Source organism: Streptomyces sp. NA04227 (genome assembly GCF_013364195.1).
Lineage (GTDB): Bacteria > Actinomycetota > Actinomycetes > Streptomycetales > Streptomycetaceae > Streptomyces.
In genome coordinates this window covers 3,342,906-3,358,048 of sequence record NZ_CP054918.1, presented here as the reverse complement: position 1 = coordinate 3,358,048, position 15,143 = coordinate 3,342,906, and the positions used below count along the sequence as shown (strand labels likewise).

Annotated in this window: 19 protein-coding genes; 13 read left to right on the top strand and 6 right to left on the bottom strand. The window is 68.3% G+C overall.

Annotated features, from left to right (window positions below; translation table 11 throughout):
- Positions 1–14: 14 nt before the first annotated feature.
- From HUT18_RS14350 to HUT18_RS14335, 4 genes are all read right to left on the bottom strand, one after another.
- The gene (locus HUT18_RS14350) at positions 15–593 is read right to left on the bottom strand and encodes a hypothetical protein (protein WP_176101055.1); all 579 of its coding nucleotides are present in this window, start codon (positions 591–593) and stop codon (positions 15–17) included.
- A gap of 377 nt (positions 594–970) precedes the next feature.
- Positions 971–1,312 (bottom strand): hypothetical protein, encoded by a 342-nt coding sequence (locus HUT18_RS14345; RefSeq protein WP_176101054.1) that lies wholly within the window; start codon positions 1,310–1,312, stop codon positions 971–973.
- Positions 1,309–2,052 (bottom strand): GntR family transcriptional regulator, encoded by a 744-nt coding sequence (locus HUT18_RS14340; RefSeq protein ID WP_176101053.1) that lies wholly within the window; start codon positions 2,050–2,052, stop codon positions 1,309–1,311. Before HUT18_RS14340 ends, HUT18_RS14345 begins: the two co-directional genes overlap by 4 nt.
- 597 nt (positions 2,053–2,649) lie before the next feature.
- Positions 2,650–2,904 (bottom strand): hypothetical protein, encoded by a 255-nt coding sequence (locus HUT18_RS14335; RefSeq protein WP_176101052.1) that lies wholly within the window; start codon positions 2,902–2,904, stop codon positions 2,650–2,652.
- 108 nt (positions 2,905–3,012) lie between these two features.
- Between HUT18_RS14335 and HUT18_RS14330 the strand changes: the two genes are divergently transcribed.
- Complete coding sequence (locus HUT18_RS14330) at positions 3,013–3,768, top strand: GntR family transcriptional regulator (RefSeq protein WP_176101051.1); 756 nt, start codon at positions 3,013–3,015, stop codon at positions 3,766–3,768.
- On the opposite strand, the gene HUT18_RS14325 is transcribed toward HUT18_RS14330, so the two are convergent.
- Positions 3,758–4,531, bottom strand: a complete 774-nt coding sequence (locus HUT18_RS14325; RefSeq protein WP_176101050.1) for a glycosyltransferase family 2 protein — start codon at positions 4,529–4,531, stop codon at positions 3,758–3,760. The genes HUT18_RS14330 and HUT18_RS14325 overlap by 11 nt on opposite strands.
- A 5-nt stretch (positions 4,532–4,536) precedes the next feature.
- Complete coding sequence (locus tag HUT18_RS14320; RefSeq protein WP_176101049.1) at positions 4,537–5,325, bottom strand: GntR family transcriptional regulator; 789 nt, start codon at positions 5,323–5,325, stop codon at positions 4,537–4,539.
- Positions 5,326–5,528: 203 nt separating this feature from the next.
- On the opposite strand from HUT18_RS14320, the gene HUT18_RS14315 reads away from it, so the two are divergent.
- The 12 genes from HUT18_RS14315 to HUT18_RS14260 all read left to right on the top strand — a co-directional run bounded on the left by HUT18_RS14315 (position 5,529) and on the right by HUT18_RS14260 (position 15,133).
- Positions 5,529–5,903 (top strand): hypothetical protein, encoded by a 375-nt coding sequence (locus HUT18_RS14315; RefSeq protein WP_176101048.1) that lies wholly within the window; start codon positions 5,529–5,531, stop codon positions 5,901–5,903.
- 102 nt (positions 5,904–6,005) lie between these two features.
- Positions 6,006–6,311 carry a hypothetical protein gene (locus tag HUT18_RS14310; RefSeq protein WP_176101047.1) on the top strand — a complete coding sequence of 102 codons (306 nt, stop codon included), beginning with the start codon at positions 6,006–6,008 and terminating at the stop codon, positions 6,309–6,311.
- Entirely contained in the window at positions 6,311–7,591 is a 1,281-nt protein-coding gene (locus HUT18_RS33760) for a hypothetical protein (RefSeq protein ID WP_254878595.1), read from the top strand. The genes HUT18_RS14310 and HUT18_RS33760 overlap by 1 nt, the downstream gene beginning before the upstream one ends.
- Before the next feature lie 162 nt (positions 7,592–7,753).
- Complete coding sequence (locus HUT18_RS14300; RefSeq protein ID WP_176104524.1) at positions 7,754–9,901, top strand: cell division protein FtsK; 2,148 nt, start codon at positions 7,754–7,756, stop codon at positions 9,899–9,901.
- A gap of 151 nt (positions 9,902–10,052) precedes the next feature.
- On the top strand, positions 10,053–10,307 hold the full coding sequence (locus HUT18_RS14295; protein ID WP_368661526.1) for a hypothetical protein: 255 nt from the start codon (positions 10,053–10,055) through the stop codon (positions 10,305–10,307).
- Positions 10,308–10,331: 24 nt separating this feature from the next.
- The gene (locus tag HUT18_RS14290) at positions 10,332–10,526 is read left to right on the top strand and encodes a hypothetical protein (protein WP_176101045.1); all 195 of its coding nucleotides are present in this window, start codon (positions 10,332–10,334) and stop codon (positions 10,524–10,526) included.
- A 15-nt stretch (positions 10,527–10,541) separates the two neighbouring features.
- A complete protein-coding gene (locus HUT18_RS14285) occupies positions 10,542–10,793 on the top strand; it encodes a hypothetical protein (RefSeq protein ID WP_176101043.1) in 252 nt (83 codons plus the stop codon).
- Between the two features lie 147 nt (positions 10,794–10,940).
- Positions 10,941–11,240 carry a hypothetical protein gene (locus tag HUT18_RS14280; protein WP_176101042.1) on the top strand — a complete coding sequence of 100 codons (300 nt, stop codon included), beginning with the start codon at positions 10,941–10,943 and terminating at the stop codon, positions 11,238–11,240.
- Positions 11,241–11,331: 91 nt separating this feature from the next.
- The gene (locus HUT18_RS14275; RefSeq protein ID WP_176101040.1) at positions 11,332–12,231 is read left to right on the top strand and encodes a bifunctional DNA primase/polymerase; all 900 of its coding nucleotides are present in this window, start codon (positions 11,332–11,334) and stop codon (positions 12,229–12,231) included.
- Complete coding sequence (locus HUT18_RS14270; protein WP_176101038.1) at positions 12,228–13,247, top strand: AAA family ATPase; 1,020 nt, start codon at positions 12,228–12,230, stop codon at positions 13,245–13,247. The genes HUT18_RS14275 and HUT18_RS14270 overlap by 4 nt, the downstream gene beginning before the upstream one ends.
- Positions 13,244–13,597, top strand: a complete 354-nt coding sequence (locus HUT18_RS14265; protein ID WP_176101036.1) for a helix-turn-helix domain-containing protein — start codon at positions 13,244–13,246, stop codon at positions 13,595–13,597. The genes HUT18_RS14270 and HUT18_RS14265 overlap by 4 nt, the downstream gene beginning before the upstream one ends.
- An 18-nt stretch (positions 13,598–13,615) precedes the next feature.
- Positions 13,616–15,133 (top strand): LacI family DNA-binding transcriptional regulator, encoded by a 1,518-nt coding sequence (locus HUT18_RS14260; RefSeq protein ID WP_176101035.1) that lies wholly within the window; start codon positions 13,616–13,618, stop codon positions 15,131–15,133.
- The last annotated feature ends 10 nt before the right edge of the window (positions 15,134–15,143 follow it).

The window sequence follows — 15,143 nt, the reverse complement described above, 5'->3', positions numbered from 1 at the left end:
GTGAGCGGGGCCGGTCAGCGCTTCAAGCTGTAGTGGAGAAGGCGGGACCGTACCTTCTCTTCCGCCAGGCCGAGCGCTTTGGCGACTGTTTCAGGTGACAGCTCGTCGGCCTGCACTTCGTACGCGGCATCGCGGCCGACTCGTACGGCGATGCGCTCCAGGGCTGCCACGGCCTTCAGGGCAGCGAGCGGTGCCTGATAGCTCAAGTCGGCGAGCTTGTCGTCCAGTTGTTGCACCAAGTCCTCGACTTCGGCGGGGAGAGGAACGGATTGCGCCTCGACACTGGCGATGTGCCCTTCCCAGTCCTCGTAGGGGCCGGAAGTGTCGTACGCGCCTGGAACTCGTTTGTCGACCTCGGACCAGTCGATGGGGTACAGCGATTCGCCGCGCCAGCCGCACGAGCACGAGCCGCGCATGTTGGTTGCCCGGGGTGCTCGGAAGGTGCCGTCGTACACCCACCAGTCGGTGGACTTGTGGAAGTTGGCTCCGCTGCCTACGTCGAAGTACACGGGTTTCGGCTCTTCGCCGTCGGTCAGGACTGCGCCCGGTCGTCCCTCGTGGGACGATCCGAACTGTTCGGTCTTCCATTCCATGGCTTCTACGTCTCCCCTGATCGGGGCTGCGGCCGGGGCGCGTTTACGCTGGCCGCTGCAGCCCTGCTGTGAGACGACGATGCCCGATTCGACCGGCAAGAGGCCGTTGAATACCCGAACTTGTGAAGAGGTTGCCTTCAGACACAGCCGTGGCCTGGCTCGGGAAGAGCCAGGCCACGGCTGTATAGCCAGGTCACCAGCGGACCGGTTCCAGATCACCCCCAGCACACCGAGGACACGGAACGACCCGAGTCCGGCCGCAGATTCCGCAGCCGTCGAGCCCGCCGCAGACAGGGCACCAGATCACGCGGTGGCCTGTGCAGCAGCCGCAGTAACTGGTTGGGCGGTCTGCGGTACCTCTGCCCCCGAGCGCTTTCTCAGCCGAACGCATCGGCCTGGAGCTGCGGCTCATCGCCGACTCCGTCGTTGTCCTTGCGCGTGTATCGCACGAGCTGATCCCTACGGACTTCGGCGATGCGAATCATGGCGTCCAGCGAACCCGCGGCCTGCACAAGCGCGACGCGCAAGTGATGGGCGTCGGTGCCGGTGTCGCCGAGTAGGGCCTGGACGCCTTCGAAGACCTCCAAGGCCTCGTCTGTGATGGCCTCTTCGACCTCGTCCGCGATCTGGGAGAGCTTGCTGTCGGGGCCAGCCGTGCTGAGGAAGCAAGCCTTGCCGTCCGGCGAGGTCCAGGGCAGGAGGCGCAGGTCGTTGATCATCGGGAAGCTTCTTCCAACTGTTCGGCGTGGGCGTGGGTGGTGAAGACGGCTCCCGAACGGAAGCCGGGGAGCGCCAGGAGCGCGGCTTCGACGATTCGGTCGGAGTCGTCCATGGCGATTCGTTCGACGCTCAGGACGGGTGATCCGGGGCCGAGGCGAAGCGTCGCGGCTTCGTGCTCGGTGGGGAGACGGGCCTCAAGGTGTTCGGCGAACGTGGTCGCCTTGATGCCGACCGCCGCCAGGCCTACTCGGATGTCGTCGCCCAGGGGAGAGCGGGCGTTCTCCGGCAGGCTGATGGATGCCACGGCAAGCGGTACGTAGATCCGGGCCAGGCTGTGCGGTGAGGTGCCTTGGCGGCTCAGGAAGACGTACTCCATGACCGGCTCTCCGCGCGGTACTTGGAGGATGGTGGCGAGAGCATCGTCTGCCCGCAGTTCGCTGCTGGTGACAGTCACGCTCAGCGCGGTGTACAGGGACGCCCTGCGGTCCGGGGTGAAGTGGTCGTTCGCGTAGGTGAGGCGTTCAAAGGGGCGCCGTACGAAGTTGCCGCGACCCTGGTACTTCTCGACCAGGCCCTCGTCCCGGAGCAGATCGAGGGCGATCCGCACCGTGGGAACGCTGGTGCCGTGCTGCTTGGCGAGTTCCGACTCGGCAGGCAGCTGATCGCCCGGTGCGTAGACGCCCGTTCCGATTCCCGACCGGAGTGCGTCTTCGATGCTCTTGTGTCGGCTCATTGCCATGGTCGACTCACACCCCCTGTTCGGCCGCGTTGCGACCGGCTTGTGTTGTTGGTTCCGGACCCGTACTTCGGTCCTGGCGTGCGGTCTTGGTGTGGGGCTGCATCAACTGGACCCCTTGTCTGCTGCTGCCGACCGGCACGGCGGACAGGTGGCAACTGCACACGCAGGTCTCGTGACTCAGCGGCGGGTCTGCCGCCGGAGTCCTCAACTCGGCCTCGCGGCACACGCTGTGTGTACCGATCAGGCAATCGGTGGAGTAGTACGGCCTCGGCTGGCGAGCAGTCATTGGCCGACCCCCGGGGCAGCGAATCGTGAGCAGTCGATCAGCACACAGGGGTGCGACCGTCCCCATCGCTGAGCGCGCTCGACGGCGGTGCGCACATAGGGCCGGACGAGCATCTGGTCTTCGACGACCAGCGGCTCTTCGTGCCGACGACGTCGCTGGAGCGTGGAGGCCTTGCTGCACGTAGCCGGTACCGAGGCCGGTCGAGCTCGCGGAGATAGCGAACCGAGCGTGGCATCGAGGGGTAACTGAAGGCGCTGGGGCCTGGCCCTGCGCACGAGTCGGCGGATAGTTTCGAACACGCTGTCAGCTCCCTAAAGCTGATGGTCCTGCCTCCGGACGGCGGTGCTTGCCGTCACGGAGGCTTCTTTCGTGAAGGCCGCCCATAACCTGCGGCCCTTCTCGCTGCTGTCGACGAGGCCGAACCAGTCGGCCTTGTCCAGCGCGGTGACGAGCTCTTGCCAGTCCTCGGAGGAGACCGGGTGCAGCACCTCCGCCTCGACGGACAGGTGGTCACCGTGGTCCGTCAGTTGCGGCGTGAAGCCGACCGTGGAGAGGAACTCGGCCATGTGTTCGGCCCGAGCTTTGGCAGTCGGCACTAGCTCTCCCCGTCGCAGTGGAATCACAGTGAGTAAAGCTAGTTAACTAGATTAGAGCTAGTGGACTAGATTTTCCATATGGGCGAGCAACCTCCCTACCTCCGGACCGCCGACGTTCTCCGGCGGCGCGTGGCGGAGCAGGAATGGACATCCGGTGACCGGCTTCCCTCGCGGGCGCAGCTCGCGGAGGAGTTGGGCGTCGGCGACAACGTGATTCGCCGGGCCCAGGAACTCCTCATCTCGCAAGGGGTGTTGGAGGGGCGGGCCGGTTCAGGGACCTACGTCGCGGAGCCGCGTGAGCGGCTGCGCATGGTCCGCTCGCAGCACCGCGAGCAGCGCGGCGGTTCTCCGTATCGCGCGGACATGGCGGCGTTGGGCAGGCGTGGGGCCTGGGAGAGCCGGACGGAGGCCAAGGTCCCTGCCCCGCCGGAGATCGCGGGTCGACTCGGGCTCTCCGAGGGGGACCTGTGCGTCCGGACCTCGTACGAGTTTCTCGCCGACGGCAGGCCCGTCCAGCTCTCGATCAGTTGGGAGCCGTACGACCTGACGGCGGGCACGCTCATCGTCATGCCTGAAGGCGGTCCGTACGCCGGGAAGGGCGTCGTGGAGCGTATGGCGGAGATCGGCGTCGCGGTCACGCATGCCGTGGAGCGGCCGGAGCCCGGCGAGGCCGACGCCGACGAAGCCACCCTGCTCGGCGTGCCGCGCGGCGCGTTGGTGACGCGTATTCAGCGGACGTACTACAGCGACAAAGGGCAGCCGGTGGAGACGGCGGACATCGTCGTCCCGGCTGCCCTCTGCGAGATCGTTTACGAGGTGCCGGTCAACCCGTGACCGGGTTCTCCTCCGCCGGGTGGCGCCAGCCGTAGAGGCCGAGCGTGCGCGCCCGCGCCTCCACGACCGCCATGCGGGCGTCGCGCTCGGCCGGGTCGACGTGCGCGGCCTGGCCAGTCACCTGGCCCTCCCACTTGCGGTAGAGGAGCCCCACCTCGCTGGAGAACCAGCCGCGGCTCACGGCGTTCAGGGCGAGCAGAAGGCCGGTGTCCTCGGAGGCCGGAAGGGCCATCCAGCCGCCCAGAGCGAGGAGCAGCTCGCGGCGGACGAACAGGGTGGCCGGGTGGACCTGGGCGCGGTAGTTGTTCGCCGTCCAGAAGTCGAGCACAGCGCCGCGCTCGACGGGGCCGTGGTCCGGGTCGCCCGGGAAACCTGCGGTCGAGCCGTCGGGGAGCAGGTCCAGGACGCGTGAGGTCGCCCATCCGACGGTCGGGGCGTTCTCCAGCGCCGCGAGGTCGCGGGCCAGGGCGCCCGGCGGGAGTTGGTCGTCGGCGTCCAGGACCTTCACGTACGCGCCGTCCGCGTGCGCCAGGGCCATCGTGCGCGCGGTGCCGGGGCCGCCGGCCCGGCCCTGGTGAAAGGTCACCCTCGGGTCGTCCGGGACGTGCGGCGCGACCTGGTCGCTCTTGCCATCCTCCTGGATTAGCCAGTGCCAGTCCCAGCCGTCGGGGAGTTCCTGTTCGCACAGCGACTTGAACGCGTCCGGCAGGAAGTGCGCGGACGGCGGGTGGACGGCCGTGATGACGACGATGCGTCCAGGCACGGGGGTTACCACCTTTCCAGGCGAGTGGTGAAGAGCAGTTCCGTGCGGTCGCCGGGCAGCGTGATGTCCGAGACGTCCACGACGCGGTCCTTGATGTCGTACGAGATCTTGCGCAGCACGATCACCGAAGTTCCCGGGAGGAGTTCGAGCTCCTCGGTCTCCTCGGGGGTCGGCGGGCGGGCGGTCACCCGTTCCTCGATGCGATCGAGTTCGATGCCGACGGTGTGGAGCTGGTTCTGCGTGCCGCCGGGCCACGGTTCGTTGGCGTCGTCCAGGAGATCGGCGTTGCCCTCGACCATGCTGTGGACCAGGTGCGACGTGACCAGGTTGAACGGGGCTGTTTCAGCCGCGTAGCGGGTCCGGTAGGTGCGCTTCAGGAGCGGCGTGCCCTCAGGGAGCCCGAAGACCTCGGCGAGTTCCGCGGTCGCCTTTGTCTTGCGGTATGAGGCGTAGAAGACGAGGTCATCGATTTCGAGGCCCGTGTCGTGCTCGGTGGCGCCGGTCTGCTTCCGGAGCTCGACCGACTCGCGGGCCCGGTCCTTCTCCCACTGGTGGCGGCAGTTGTCCCGCAGGGCCTTCGTGCGCGGCTTGCGGACGAAGTTGCCGATGCCGTGCCGCTTCTCGATCAGCCCCTCTTCCTGGAGGACCGAGAGAGCTCGCTGCACGGTCGGCCCGCTCTTCCCGGACTCTTTGACGAGGGTTGCCTCCGAGGGGAGCTTGTCCCCGGGGGCCAGCTCACCTGCGCGAATGCGCGCGCGGAGCCCTCCCGCGATCTTCTCGTAGGCAGTCGCCATATTTGCTCACTCTCCTGTCACCCAAAGGCAAGCTCACCATACGACTCCTAAAGAGGTCTTGACGACCCGAGGAGGGGTACGTCATAGTCCTAGCAACTCCTAAAGAGGACTTGAGGACAAGTCCTCTTTAGGAATCTCCTGCCTGGACTACTGCCCGGGCGCCACCCCGTGGCGCCCGGCTCGACCTCCCGAGGGGGACCCTGATGAAGCTCGCGATCGGCGATGTCGTCCGAGACCGCAGCGACCGCATGCTCTGCACGGTGGCCGGGGTGACCGCCAACGCCAACGGTGTCTGCGTGGCGCTCGTCGCGTCGGGTGGTGGCGTACGCGTCGCATTCCCCGGCGACATCGACCTTGTGGCCCGCCGGAGCACGCCGGTGACGTTGCTGCGGAGCCTGATGGCCGTGGTGTTCCTGGTGTTCGCCTCGTTCGCCGGTGCTTGCGGTGTCATCGCCGCCCAGGACCTCGGTGCTGACTGGCCGCTGATGTTCGTGACCGGACTCGGCTCGTTCTCTGCCGTGTCGCTGGCCTACCAGCTCTCTCTCCGCCTCGTCGGCCCCCGCCGGTTCCACGTCTGAACAGCGGTTTACGTCAGCGGCGGTGGCCGACGGGTCAGGTAGCCCACCGCGCTGGCTCTCCCATCCCATCCCGGTCTGTGCCATCTCGGTCTGAGGAGACCCATGCGTATCTACATCGGAAACCAGGAGGTCCGAAGCGACTTCGAGTTCGATGAACTCGCCTTCGGAGTGCACGAAGTCCCGGACGACTTCCGTGAGTTGTTCGCCGGACCGGCGCACGAGTCGGACGAGGAGCGGGCGGTCCGCTCGCAGGTGGCGCGCGAGGTTCTCGCCGAGCTGCTCGAAGCGCGGCGGGGGCGGCACGCCGTCGACACGGCGAACGCCGACTACGCACTCGCGCTGAGCGGCCTGGCGCCGGTCAAGAACGGCGCCGATGTCAGCGCCGGACCCTGGATGAGGACCGCCTGATGATGTCGACGCAGATTCCGTTGAGCGGCGACGAGACCCTCTACGCGGCTGTAACGGCGCTCTTGGGCCTCGTCCTCCTGTACTGGTGCCTGCGCAAGCTGTCGCGCAGCACACGGCTCGGTACTCCGGCCGTGCGCGTCGCGGCGTTCGCCGCCGTCTGCTGCACCGCGTACAGCGCGGACACGAGCTGGCGGTTCGCCGCGGATTTCCTCGACATGGGGAGCGTGGCCGAGAGGGTCGCGATGTTCAGCGCCGCAGAGGTGGCCCTGTTCGCGACGGCCCTTCTCGCTCGGCAGAACCTCCACGGTCCGAAGGGAGCTCCGGGAGCCCCGGGCGTGCTGGTCTGGGTGATCACGGGGGTGCAGATCATCCCCGCGTACGCCGAGTCCGGGCTCGTCGGTGGCACCGTCCGCGCCTTCATCGGCCCTGTCATGGCGGCAATGCTGTGGCACCAGGCCATGGGGATCGAGCTGCGGCACAGCAAGCCCGGCACGGAGTCCAACGGCCTCACTGCCGTGATCGGACGTGAGCTGCGCGAGCGCCTTCTCTCTCGTCTCGGAGTCGCCGAACGCGACCGGGACGCCGCCCAGATCACCCGGGACCGGGCCACGGCGCGTGCGGTCGCGCTGGCTTCTCGTCTGGCTGAGCAGACGCCGGAGCAACAGGGTTCGTGGCGCGGTCGACGGACGGCTCGTCGCCTTTCCGTCGCCGTGGCCAAGGCCGCCGTGGGCGACGATGCACGCCAACGCCGTTCACTGCTCGACCAGTTGGCCGCGCGTCGGCACGCCGTCGGGCTGGCCACCATCGAGCTGCCCTCCCCGTGGGAGGAGTTCGGCACCGACCCGGCGGCATCGGCACTGGCGGCTCAGGTCCGGAACCAGATGCGGCACGCGACGGACGAGATCCGCCGCAACGGGCATCCCGCTCTGCTCTTCGCCGATGTCGGTGCAGGTCAGCGGGTGAACACCGTGGAGCGTTCACCTGAACGTGCCCCGGGTGGCGAGGCAGCCGACGAGGAGACTCGCGCCGACCAGGCCGACCAGGCGGACAAGCTGCCGACCGCCACCGCCCAAGCCGTGATTCACGAGTGCTGGGGACAGGGCCTGACCGTCCGTGAGACCGCGAAGCGGGCGACGCGCGCCCCCAGTTACGTGCACAGCGTCTTCGTGAAGCTCGACAAGGAACAGGGCGTCCGCCCGGGCCCCGGTCAGCTCGCACTGGTGAACAGCGAGACCGCAGGCAGCCCGGCGGAGGAAGCCCTCCAGACCGCCGACTCGTGACGAGTCGGCCACCGACCACTCTCCCGTTCCACCGGGGCCCGGCCGCTGCTTTGGCCGGTAGGGCCAGGCCCCGGCGTACCTCCCGTCAGGAAGGAAGTGCCAGTGAAGCACGGGGACAACAACGACGACGAGCGCGAGCTGTTCGCCCGTCTTGAGAAGGAGATGAGTCCCGATTCCGAGGGCGCGGTGTTCGACTTGGACAAGCGCCGTGCGGACCGACCGGAGCTCGACGATGCCCCAGTCGCAGGAAACGAGGACGAGGACGACCTGACCAACCCCGACGAGCCCACATTCGTCGACCAGCCGGGCGGTCCGGCCAGCCCCGGTCTGATGGACCGCATCCTTCGGTCCAAGCGCCGTCCGGTTGTACCTACTTGGGCCAGGTCGACCCAAGAGTTCAAGGCCGCCGGGAAGGGAGTCGCCGCGTACGCGGGGCACGTTGCAGCCTTCCACGCCGTACGCACTCCCTGGTACGGGGCGCGGCTCGCGGCCCGGGCACCCGTCGGGGCGGCTCACTTCGTCGGAGGCTCCGTTCGCTGGGTCTTCGATGCCGAGGGAGAGCCATTCCGGCGAGCCGCCGCCGCCCATGAGGACATTGGCGAGTACCTGAAGCTCTCGCGGCAGCGGGACCGCCGGGTGCGCTGGCGGTCCGTGGTCGCGGTGATGGCCTCGATCGTGGGCCTCACCACTGCCTTGGCCCTGTACGTCCTGGCCCCGGGCTGGCTGCTTGCCCTGGCCGGTTCCGTGGTCGTCATGGCGCTGGGCTGGCTGGGGCAACCGGCCGACGACCCGGTGGTCCACAGGGCTGTGGACGTTCCGAAGGCCACGAAGCTCACCAGCGACATCGTGCTCCGTGCGCTGGGCTCGCTCGGCATCCCGGCGATCAACCAGGCGCAGTCCAAGGGCGGACCCGGCTTCAACTTCACGGCACCGATCACCCGGGACGGTCCCGGATGGCTGGCCGAAGGCGACCTCCCGTACGGCGTCACGGTGACCGACGTCATCGAGCGCCGCGAGAAGCTGGCCTCCGGCCTGCGCCGCCCGCTGGGATGCGTGTGGCCCGAGGCAGTGCCTGACGAGCACACCGGCCGCCTGCGCCTCTGGGTCGGGGACCAGGACATGTCCCAGGTTCCCAACGCGAAGTGGCCGCTTGCCGAGTCCGGCACGGTCGACCTGTTCAAGCCGGTCGCCTGGGGAACGGATCAGCGCGGCCGGTGGGTCGGCGTGACGCTCATGTTCATCGCTGGCGTCATCGGCGCCATCCCGCGCATGGGCAAGACCTTCCTCCTGCGGCTGCTCCTGCTGATCGCCGCCCTCGACCCGCGCGCCGAGCTGCACACGTACGACCTCAAGGGAACCGGTGACCTCGACTCGGTCGGCGACCGGGTCGGGTACCGGCACCGCGCGGGCGAGGAAGATGCGGACATCGAGTACGCCCTCGCGGACATGCGGGAGCTCCAGGGGGAGCTGCGCAGGCGCGCGAAGGTCATCCGGTCGCTGCCGCGCGACATCTGCCCGGAGTCGAAGGTGACCACCGAGCTGGCGTCGAAGCGCTCCCTCGGTCTGCATCCCATCGTGGTCGGCGTGGACGAGTGCCAGGTCTGGTTCGAACACCCCAAGCACGGAGGGGAGTTCAAAGAGATCTGCACCGACCTCGTCAAGCGCGGCCCGGCGACGGGGATCGTGCTCTTGCTCGCGACTCAGCGGCCGGACCGGGACAGCCTTCCGACCGCGATCAGCGCCAACGCCTCGGCCCGCTGGTGCCTGAAGGTCATGGGGCAGATCGAGAACGACATGGTCCTCGGCACCGGTGCCTACAAGCGTGGTGTGCGGGCGAACATGTTCGCCTGGGGCGACAAGGGCATCTGCTACTTCCTCGGCGAGGGCGCCGACGCGCGGATCGTCCGCTCCGCGTTCATCGACGCGGTGGCAGCGGACCGCATTGCCCTCCGAGCCCGAGCCCTGCGCGAGCGGGCCGGAACGCTCGCCGGGCACGCACTCGGCGAGCAGCCCGAGACCGAAACCGCCTCCGCACATGACCTGTTGGCCGACCTGCTGGCGGTGATTCCCGCCGAGGAGCCGAAGGTCTGGTCAGAAACCGTCGTGTCCCGGCTGGCGGAGCTCCGGCCGGACATCTACGGCGACTGGACCCTTGAGCAACTCGCCGCAGCCGTCAAACCGTTCGGCATCCGCACGGGCCAGGTGTGGGGCAGCACCGACGACGGCAAGGGCGCCAACCGGCGTGGCATCAAGCGCGCCGACATCCTCAAAGCACTCGCGGAACGTGACGGTCGGGCCGACGCCGCATAGCGACATTCGCCGCTAGGCCTAGTGGCCACCCCCGCTAGGTCTAGCACCCCCGCTAGCGCCACAAAGTGGCTCTGAGCTGGCAACTAGCGTCTAGCGCCCGCTTCCCCGCATCCCCTTCATCCAGCCGAATCCTGCCCTGAGAGGGGTACCTGTGCTGTCCCTGCTCTCCTACGCCCCCGGCCTCATATTCATCACGCTCTGCTACGTCGCGCTCTGCGCGGTCAGCCCGTTCGGCACCTGCCTCAAGTGCAAGGGCTGGGGCTCCAAGATCCGCGTCGGCCGCTACACGGGCCACGTCCGCCGAGGCCGCATCTGCCGCCGCTGCCAGGGCTACGGCCAGCGCATCCGCTTCGGCCGACGGCTCTACAACCTCGCCTGCGAACTCCGCCGCGACGGCACCCGCTGACGCTCACCCCCAGGAGGTTCCGCCTTGACTCTCTCCATCTCCGCAGTCGTCCTCTTCGGCATCTTCGTCGCCCTGCTCATCCGCTTCAAAGCGGTCGGAGCCGGTGCCGCCGTGGTCGTCCTGCTCTTCGGCTTCTACCTCGCCCGGACCGACGCCGCCGACTCCATCGACCGCGTCATGGCCTCGCTCGCCGAGACCGTCCGCGACATCAACGCGTAAGGAAGGGGTTCGCCCATGTCCGACACCAACATCCCGATCCCGCTGCCCGGCATCTCGCTCATGGCGGCCGCAGAGCTCCGCGACGCGCTCACCGCGATCGAGGAGGGCAAGGCCGCGACTGCGGTAGCGGCACTCCTCGCGATCGACCCCGAGTCCTGGCAGGTGATCGAGAAGCGTCTCGTCGCCGTCATCGGCGCCGATCTCCGGCAGCTTCTGACGGCCGCCGTCCGCGAGCCCGAAGCCGCCGCCGAACCGCCGCTGGGCTGACGGCCCCCTGTCGTCGCCGACTCCCCGGGGCTGGCGGCGTGCAGAGGACCGTCAGCACGTGAACGGTCTCGACCGAAAGGAATGTGGATGTCCGCGTCATCGCCGGAACACCCCGCTTACATTGGCGCTCCTCGCATCGTCCCGGAGATGGGATGGGTGCTCGATCAGGCACGTGGGCGTCAGCCGGGCACCGAGCCGAACCGTGAGTTCTGGCTCAGGAAGGCCGCCCTCTTGGACCGCGTCGCGCTGGAGGAAGAGGCGACCTACTCGGCGCAGGTGGCGGCGAAGGCCGTCGCTGTTGCCGAGGAAGCGGCCCGCAAGTTCGTCGAGTACGACGTCGCCCACTTCGGCCTGAGCCGTCGTGGCGAGGAGCTGAGCACCGGAGCGGACTGGCGCGAGTACGTCCGCCAGGCATACCGCGCCTGGAGGCGCGCTCAGCAGATCTGAAGTCGCCCCGGGGACAGCGGCCGACGGGTCAACGAAGCCCACTGTCCCCGGGCCTCCCCATCCCATCCAGGACACAGGAGGTGCCATCAGGATGCACCAGATCTCACCCCGCTCGCTCCTGCTTCGGAGCGCTCTGTCCGCCGCCGAACGCGGTTGGCGCGTTTTCCCTCTCGTACCCGGCGTCAAGCGGCCCGCGATTCGTTCCTGGGAGTCGCGCGCCACCATCGACACCAGCCGGATCACCCGTTGCTGGTCGACCGCGACGTACAACTACGGCGTGGCCTGCGGCCCTTCGGGTCTCGTGGTCGTCGACCTGGACGTCCCCAAGCACGACCGGGACGTTCCCCCGGCGAACGTCGACCGGGCCGTGACCGACGGCGCGGATGTGTTTGCCGACCTGGCTGAGAAGCACGGGCAGCGCTCCGCCATCGAGACGTTCACCGTCCGTACGGCGAGCGGCGGAACCCATCTCTACTTCACGGCCCCCGCCGACGTGGAGCTCCGCAACAGCGCGGGCGCCCTCGGCTGGAAGGTCGACACCCGGGCGTGCGGCGGCTATGTCGTTGGGGCTGGCAGCCGAGTGGATGCCAAGAGGTACACCGTCGTGCACGACACGGCGCCCGTACCGCTTCCGAACTGGCTGGCTCGGCTTCTCGCCCCCGCCGCCCTTCCACCTCAGCGCCCCGTCGCCGTACCGCTGACAGCCGACGGAAGGCACAGCTCATACCTGCTCGCCGCTCTGAACGGTGAGCGGGACCGCGTCGCCCGAAGCGCGGAGGGCGGACGTAACGATGCCTTGTACCAGGCGTCCGTCGCGCTCGGCCAACTCGTCGCGGGCGGTGAGCTCACCGAGGCCGAGGTGACCGAGCAGCTCCTGGCGCCCGCCCTCGGCGTGGGCCTGGCGGAGCCGGACATCCGCCGGACGATCGTCTCGGGCCTCTGGGCCGGAGCCAAGCGCCCCCGCACCATCGCCGGGCGGAGGGCCGCGTGAACGACCCGCACAACCTGCCCCACCTGCATTCCACTCCGGCTGCCGAACCTCAGCCCCTGCAGCCCGCACAACAACGCATCCGCACGGCCTGGACCGCGGACGAGCTCCTGGCGGCTGAGTTCCCCGACCCGAAGTGGGCCGTGCCCGGGATCATTTCGGAGGGAGTCAACCTCCTCGCCGGCCCTCCGAAGGTCGGCAAGTCCTGGCTGTCCCTCGGACTCGCCCTCTCGGTCGCGGCGGGAGGGCAGGCCATGGATAGCGTGCCCGTGGACGCGGGACCGGTCCTGTACCTCGCCCTGGAGGACACCCCGCGCCGCCTTCAGACCCGTATGCGCAAGATCCTGGGCACGGGCGGTCGCGCCCCGGCTTCGCTGACGCTGGCCACCTCGTGCCCGCCGCTTCCCCAGGGCGGGAACGAGGCGATCGCCCAGTGGATCGAGCGGAACCCGGAAGCGCGGATGGTCGTGATCGACGTGTTCGCCAAGATGCGCGGCAACTCGGCCCCCGGAGCCTCCGCGTACGACGCCGACTACGCGGCCGTGGGCCACGCGAAGCGCATCGCGGACCACTACGGCATCGCCATGGTGCTCGTGCATCACGTCCGCAAGGCGGCGTCGGACGACTTCCTTGCCGAGGTCTCCGGCACCAACGGCCTCGCCGGAGCCGCCGACGCGACGCTCGTACTGAAGCGGGCACGGGGCCAGGCGGACGGGGTTCTCCATGTCACCGGGCGCGATGTGGACGAAGCCGAATACGCGCTCCGGTTCTACGCGGAGGCGGGGGCCTGGCAGCTCCTCGAAGGCCCGGCGGCCGAGCACACCATCGGGGACACCCGGGCAACGATCCTCCGCTTCGTACGGGAGAACCCGGGCGCCAAACCGAAGCAGATCACGGCAGGAACCGGTCTCCAGCCGGACCTGGTCCGCCAGACCTGCGCGCGCATGGCCAACGACGCACAACTCATCAGGAAAGACGGGGGCTACGTCGTCCCCGGAGAGAACGGGGGACAGGCATGAGCAGTCACAGCAGTCACAGTGTCACCGCCGCAACTCTGCCCCAACTCTTCAGGCCTGCCGAAGTCGCCGAGGCACTCGGCTGCTCGGAGTGGTGGGTGAAGGAACAGGCGCGCCAGCGCCGGATCCCCTTCACGAGGGCCGGTGGCGCGTATCGCTTCACCGCCGAGCACTACGCCGAGATCGTTCTCGTCTTCGAGGAGCTCCCGCTGCGAGATCAGCGGACCCCCACTGACCAGACGCGTTCGCGTGTACGGGTGACCCACACGATGCCGACGAATTCGGCGTCTGCGTCGCTGCGAGCCAAGAAGCCCCGGCGGGTTGTTCGCACACAATCCGCACTGGCTGCGTGAGCGGATCGGAGAAGGACTGTGGGCTACGGCGAGAAGCGTCGGAACTACTACCGGGGCCGGTACTGGATCGCACCTGGTGTGCTTCGCACGGTTGTTGACGCCAACGGCGAGACGGTGCGGTTCACCTCGAAGCGTGACGCCGCGAAGGCGGCGAACGACATGGAGGCCAAGGTCCGTGCTGGCACTTGGCGTGACCCCACCGCGGGTCGCATCACCTTCGGGGAGTACGTCAATAAGTGGTACGCGGCGCAGGACCTCGCTGCTTCCACCATGCAGAACTACAAGCGGCACATCGAGGAGCACCTGCTGCCTGAGTTCGAGGACAAGGCAATTGCCGACATCCAGCCGACGGACGTACAGGCGTGGGAGAAGGAGGAGAGGAAGAACTACGCCGCGTCGAGCGTGAAGACGTGGCACGGCACGCTTCACTTGATCCTCGCCGACGCCGTGGACGAAGGGCTTCGGGACGCCAACCCAGCGGCCAGGCGGCGCGGTAGGGGTAAGCGTGCAGGCCGGTCACGGAACCGAGGTCCTGAGAAAGTGGTGACGGACGCGCTTGGGATCCTGCTCATCGCTGAGCGCGCGGCGCTGCTGTCCGGCCGCGACGACGAGTTCGTTGGTGTGGTGACCAAGGGCTATACCGGCGTGCGCTGGGGCGAACTCGTGGGCCTGGAAACCGAGTTCTTACGACCGGCGGCAATCCGGGTCGAGTGGCAGCTCTACGAGCTGGACACTGGAGAGCTGCACCGCTGCCCGCCGAAGGACGATTCATATCGCACAGTCGATACTCCGGGCTTTTTGTCGCGACTGATCACTGAGCACGTTCGGCGGACCAACCCACAACCGTGTGTCTGCCACGGTCTTACCTATGTCTTTCGCGGACTTGGTGCGGTCAACAACTCCGCGCGCAACCAGGGCGTCAAGCTGACTGACGTGGCTCGGCGGGCGGAAGTCTCCACCGGAACGGTTTCCAACGTCCTCAACAGGCCGGAAATGGTGAGGGAGTCGACCCGGCTTCGGGTGCAGGCTGCAATTGCGGAACTTGGGTTCGTGCGTGGTGGTCTGCCTACGGAGACAGCGGCGCACTGGCGCAGAACGGGATTCGCCACGTGGCTGTTCCGGCCTGCGGCAACGGGCTGGTACCCGAAGAAAGCTCCGCAAGAGGCGCATCCTGTTCCTGTCCTGGCCGACTCGTGGCCTGGGGTCCCGGTCCGGGGGCGAAACGCCTCCGGAAGAGCCGAGGCCTGCTGGGTGCCCATCGCGAATGGGCTGACCCCCCACGGGCTGCGTCACTCGCACAAGACGGCGATGGACGATCTCGGTACCCCGCCAAAGCTCAAGGACGAGCGCCTGGGGCACGAGGACGGTTCGGTCCAGGCCCGCTATTCGCACATCACTCCCGGCATGCGAGCAAGGCTCATGGAAGGGCTCACGGACCTGTGGGAGGCGTCACTCGACGCACGGCTTGCGATGGCTTCGCGCTCGGCCGTCGCAGTGCTGGACGCTCTCCTGCGGGAGCGCCGTTCGCTGCACTGAGCCGAGGGCG

Bases quoted from the DNA above. Each gene is read 5' to 3' on its own strand.
- HUT18_RS14275 (WP_176101040.1), top strand. From the start codon at position 11,332: ATGCACCAGATCTCACCCCGCTCGCTCCTGCTTCGGAGCGCTCTGTCC.
- HUT18_RS14345 (WP_176101054.1), bottom strand. From the start codon at position 1,312: ATGATCAACGACCTGCGCCTCCTGCCCTGGACCTCGCCGGACGGCAAG.
- HUT18_RS14265 (WP_176101036.1), top strand. From the start codon at position 13,244: ATGAGCAGTCACAGCAGTCACAGTGTCACCGCCGCAACTCTGCCCCAA.
- HUT18_RS14315 (WP_176101048.1), top strand. From the start codon at position 5,529: ATGAAGCTCGCGATCGGCGATGTCGTCCGAGACCGCAGCGACCGCATG.
- HUT18_RS14335 (WP_176101052.1), bottom strand. From the start codon at position 2,904: ATGGCCGAGTTCCTCTCCACGGTCGGCTTCACGCCGCAACTGACGGAC.
- HUT18_RS14280 (WP_176101042.1), top strand. From the start codon at position 10,941: ATGGGATGGGTGCTCGATCAGGCACGTGGGCGTCAGCCGGGCACCGAG.
- HUT18_RS14330 (WP_176101051.1), top strand. From the start codon at position 3,013: ATGGGCGAGCAACCTCCCTACCTCCGGACCGCCGACGTTCTCCGGCGG.
- HUT18_RS14300 (WP_176104524.1), top strand. From the start codon at position 7,754: ATGAGTCCCGATTCCGAGGGCGCGGTGTTCGACTTGGACAAGCGCCGT.
- HUT18_RS14340 (WP_176101053.1), bottom strand. From the start codon at position 2,052: ATGGCAATGAGCCGACACAAGAGCATCGAAGACGCACTCCGGTCGGGA.
- HUT18_RS14285 (WP_176101043.1), top strand. From the start codon at position 10,542: ATGTCCGACACCAACATCCCGATCCCGCTGCCCGGCATCTCGCTCATG.
- HUT18_RS33760 (WP_254878595.1), top strand. From the start codon at position 6,311: ATGATGTCGACGCAGATTCCGTTGAGCGGCGACGAGACCCTCTACGCG.
- HUT18_RS14320 (WP_176101049.1), bottom strand. From the start codon at position 5,325: ATGGCGACTGCCTACGAGAAGATCGCGGGAGGGCTCCGCGCGCGCATT.
- HUT18_RS14310 (WP_176101047.1), top strand. From the start codon at position 6,006: ATGCGTATCTACATCGGAAACCAGGAGGTCCGAAGCGACTTCGAGTTC.
- HUT18_RS14350 (WP_176101055.1), bottom strand. From the start codon at position 593: ATGGAATGGAAGACCGAACAGTTCGGATCGTCCCACGAGGGACGACCG.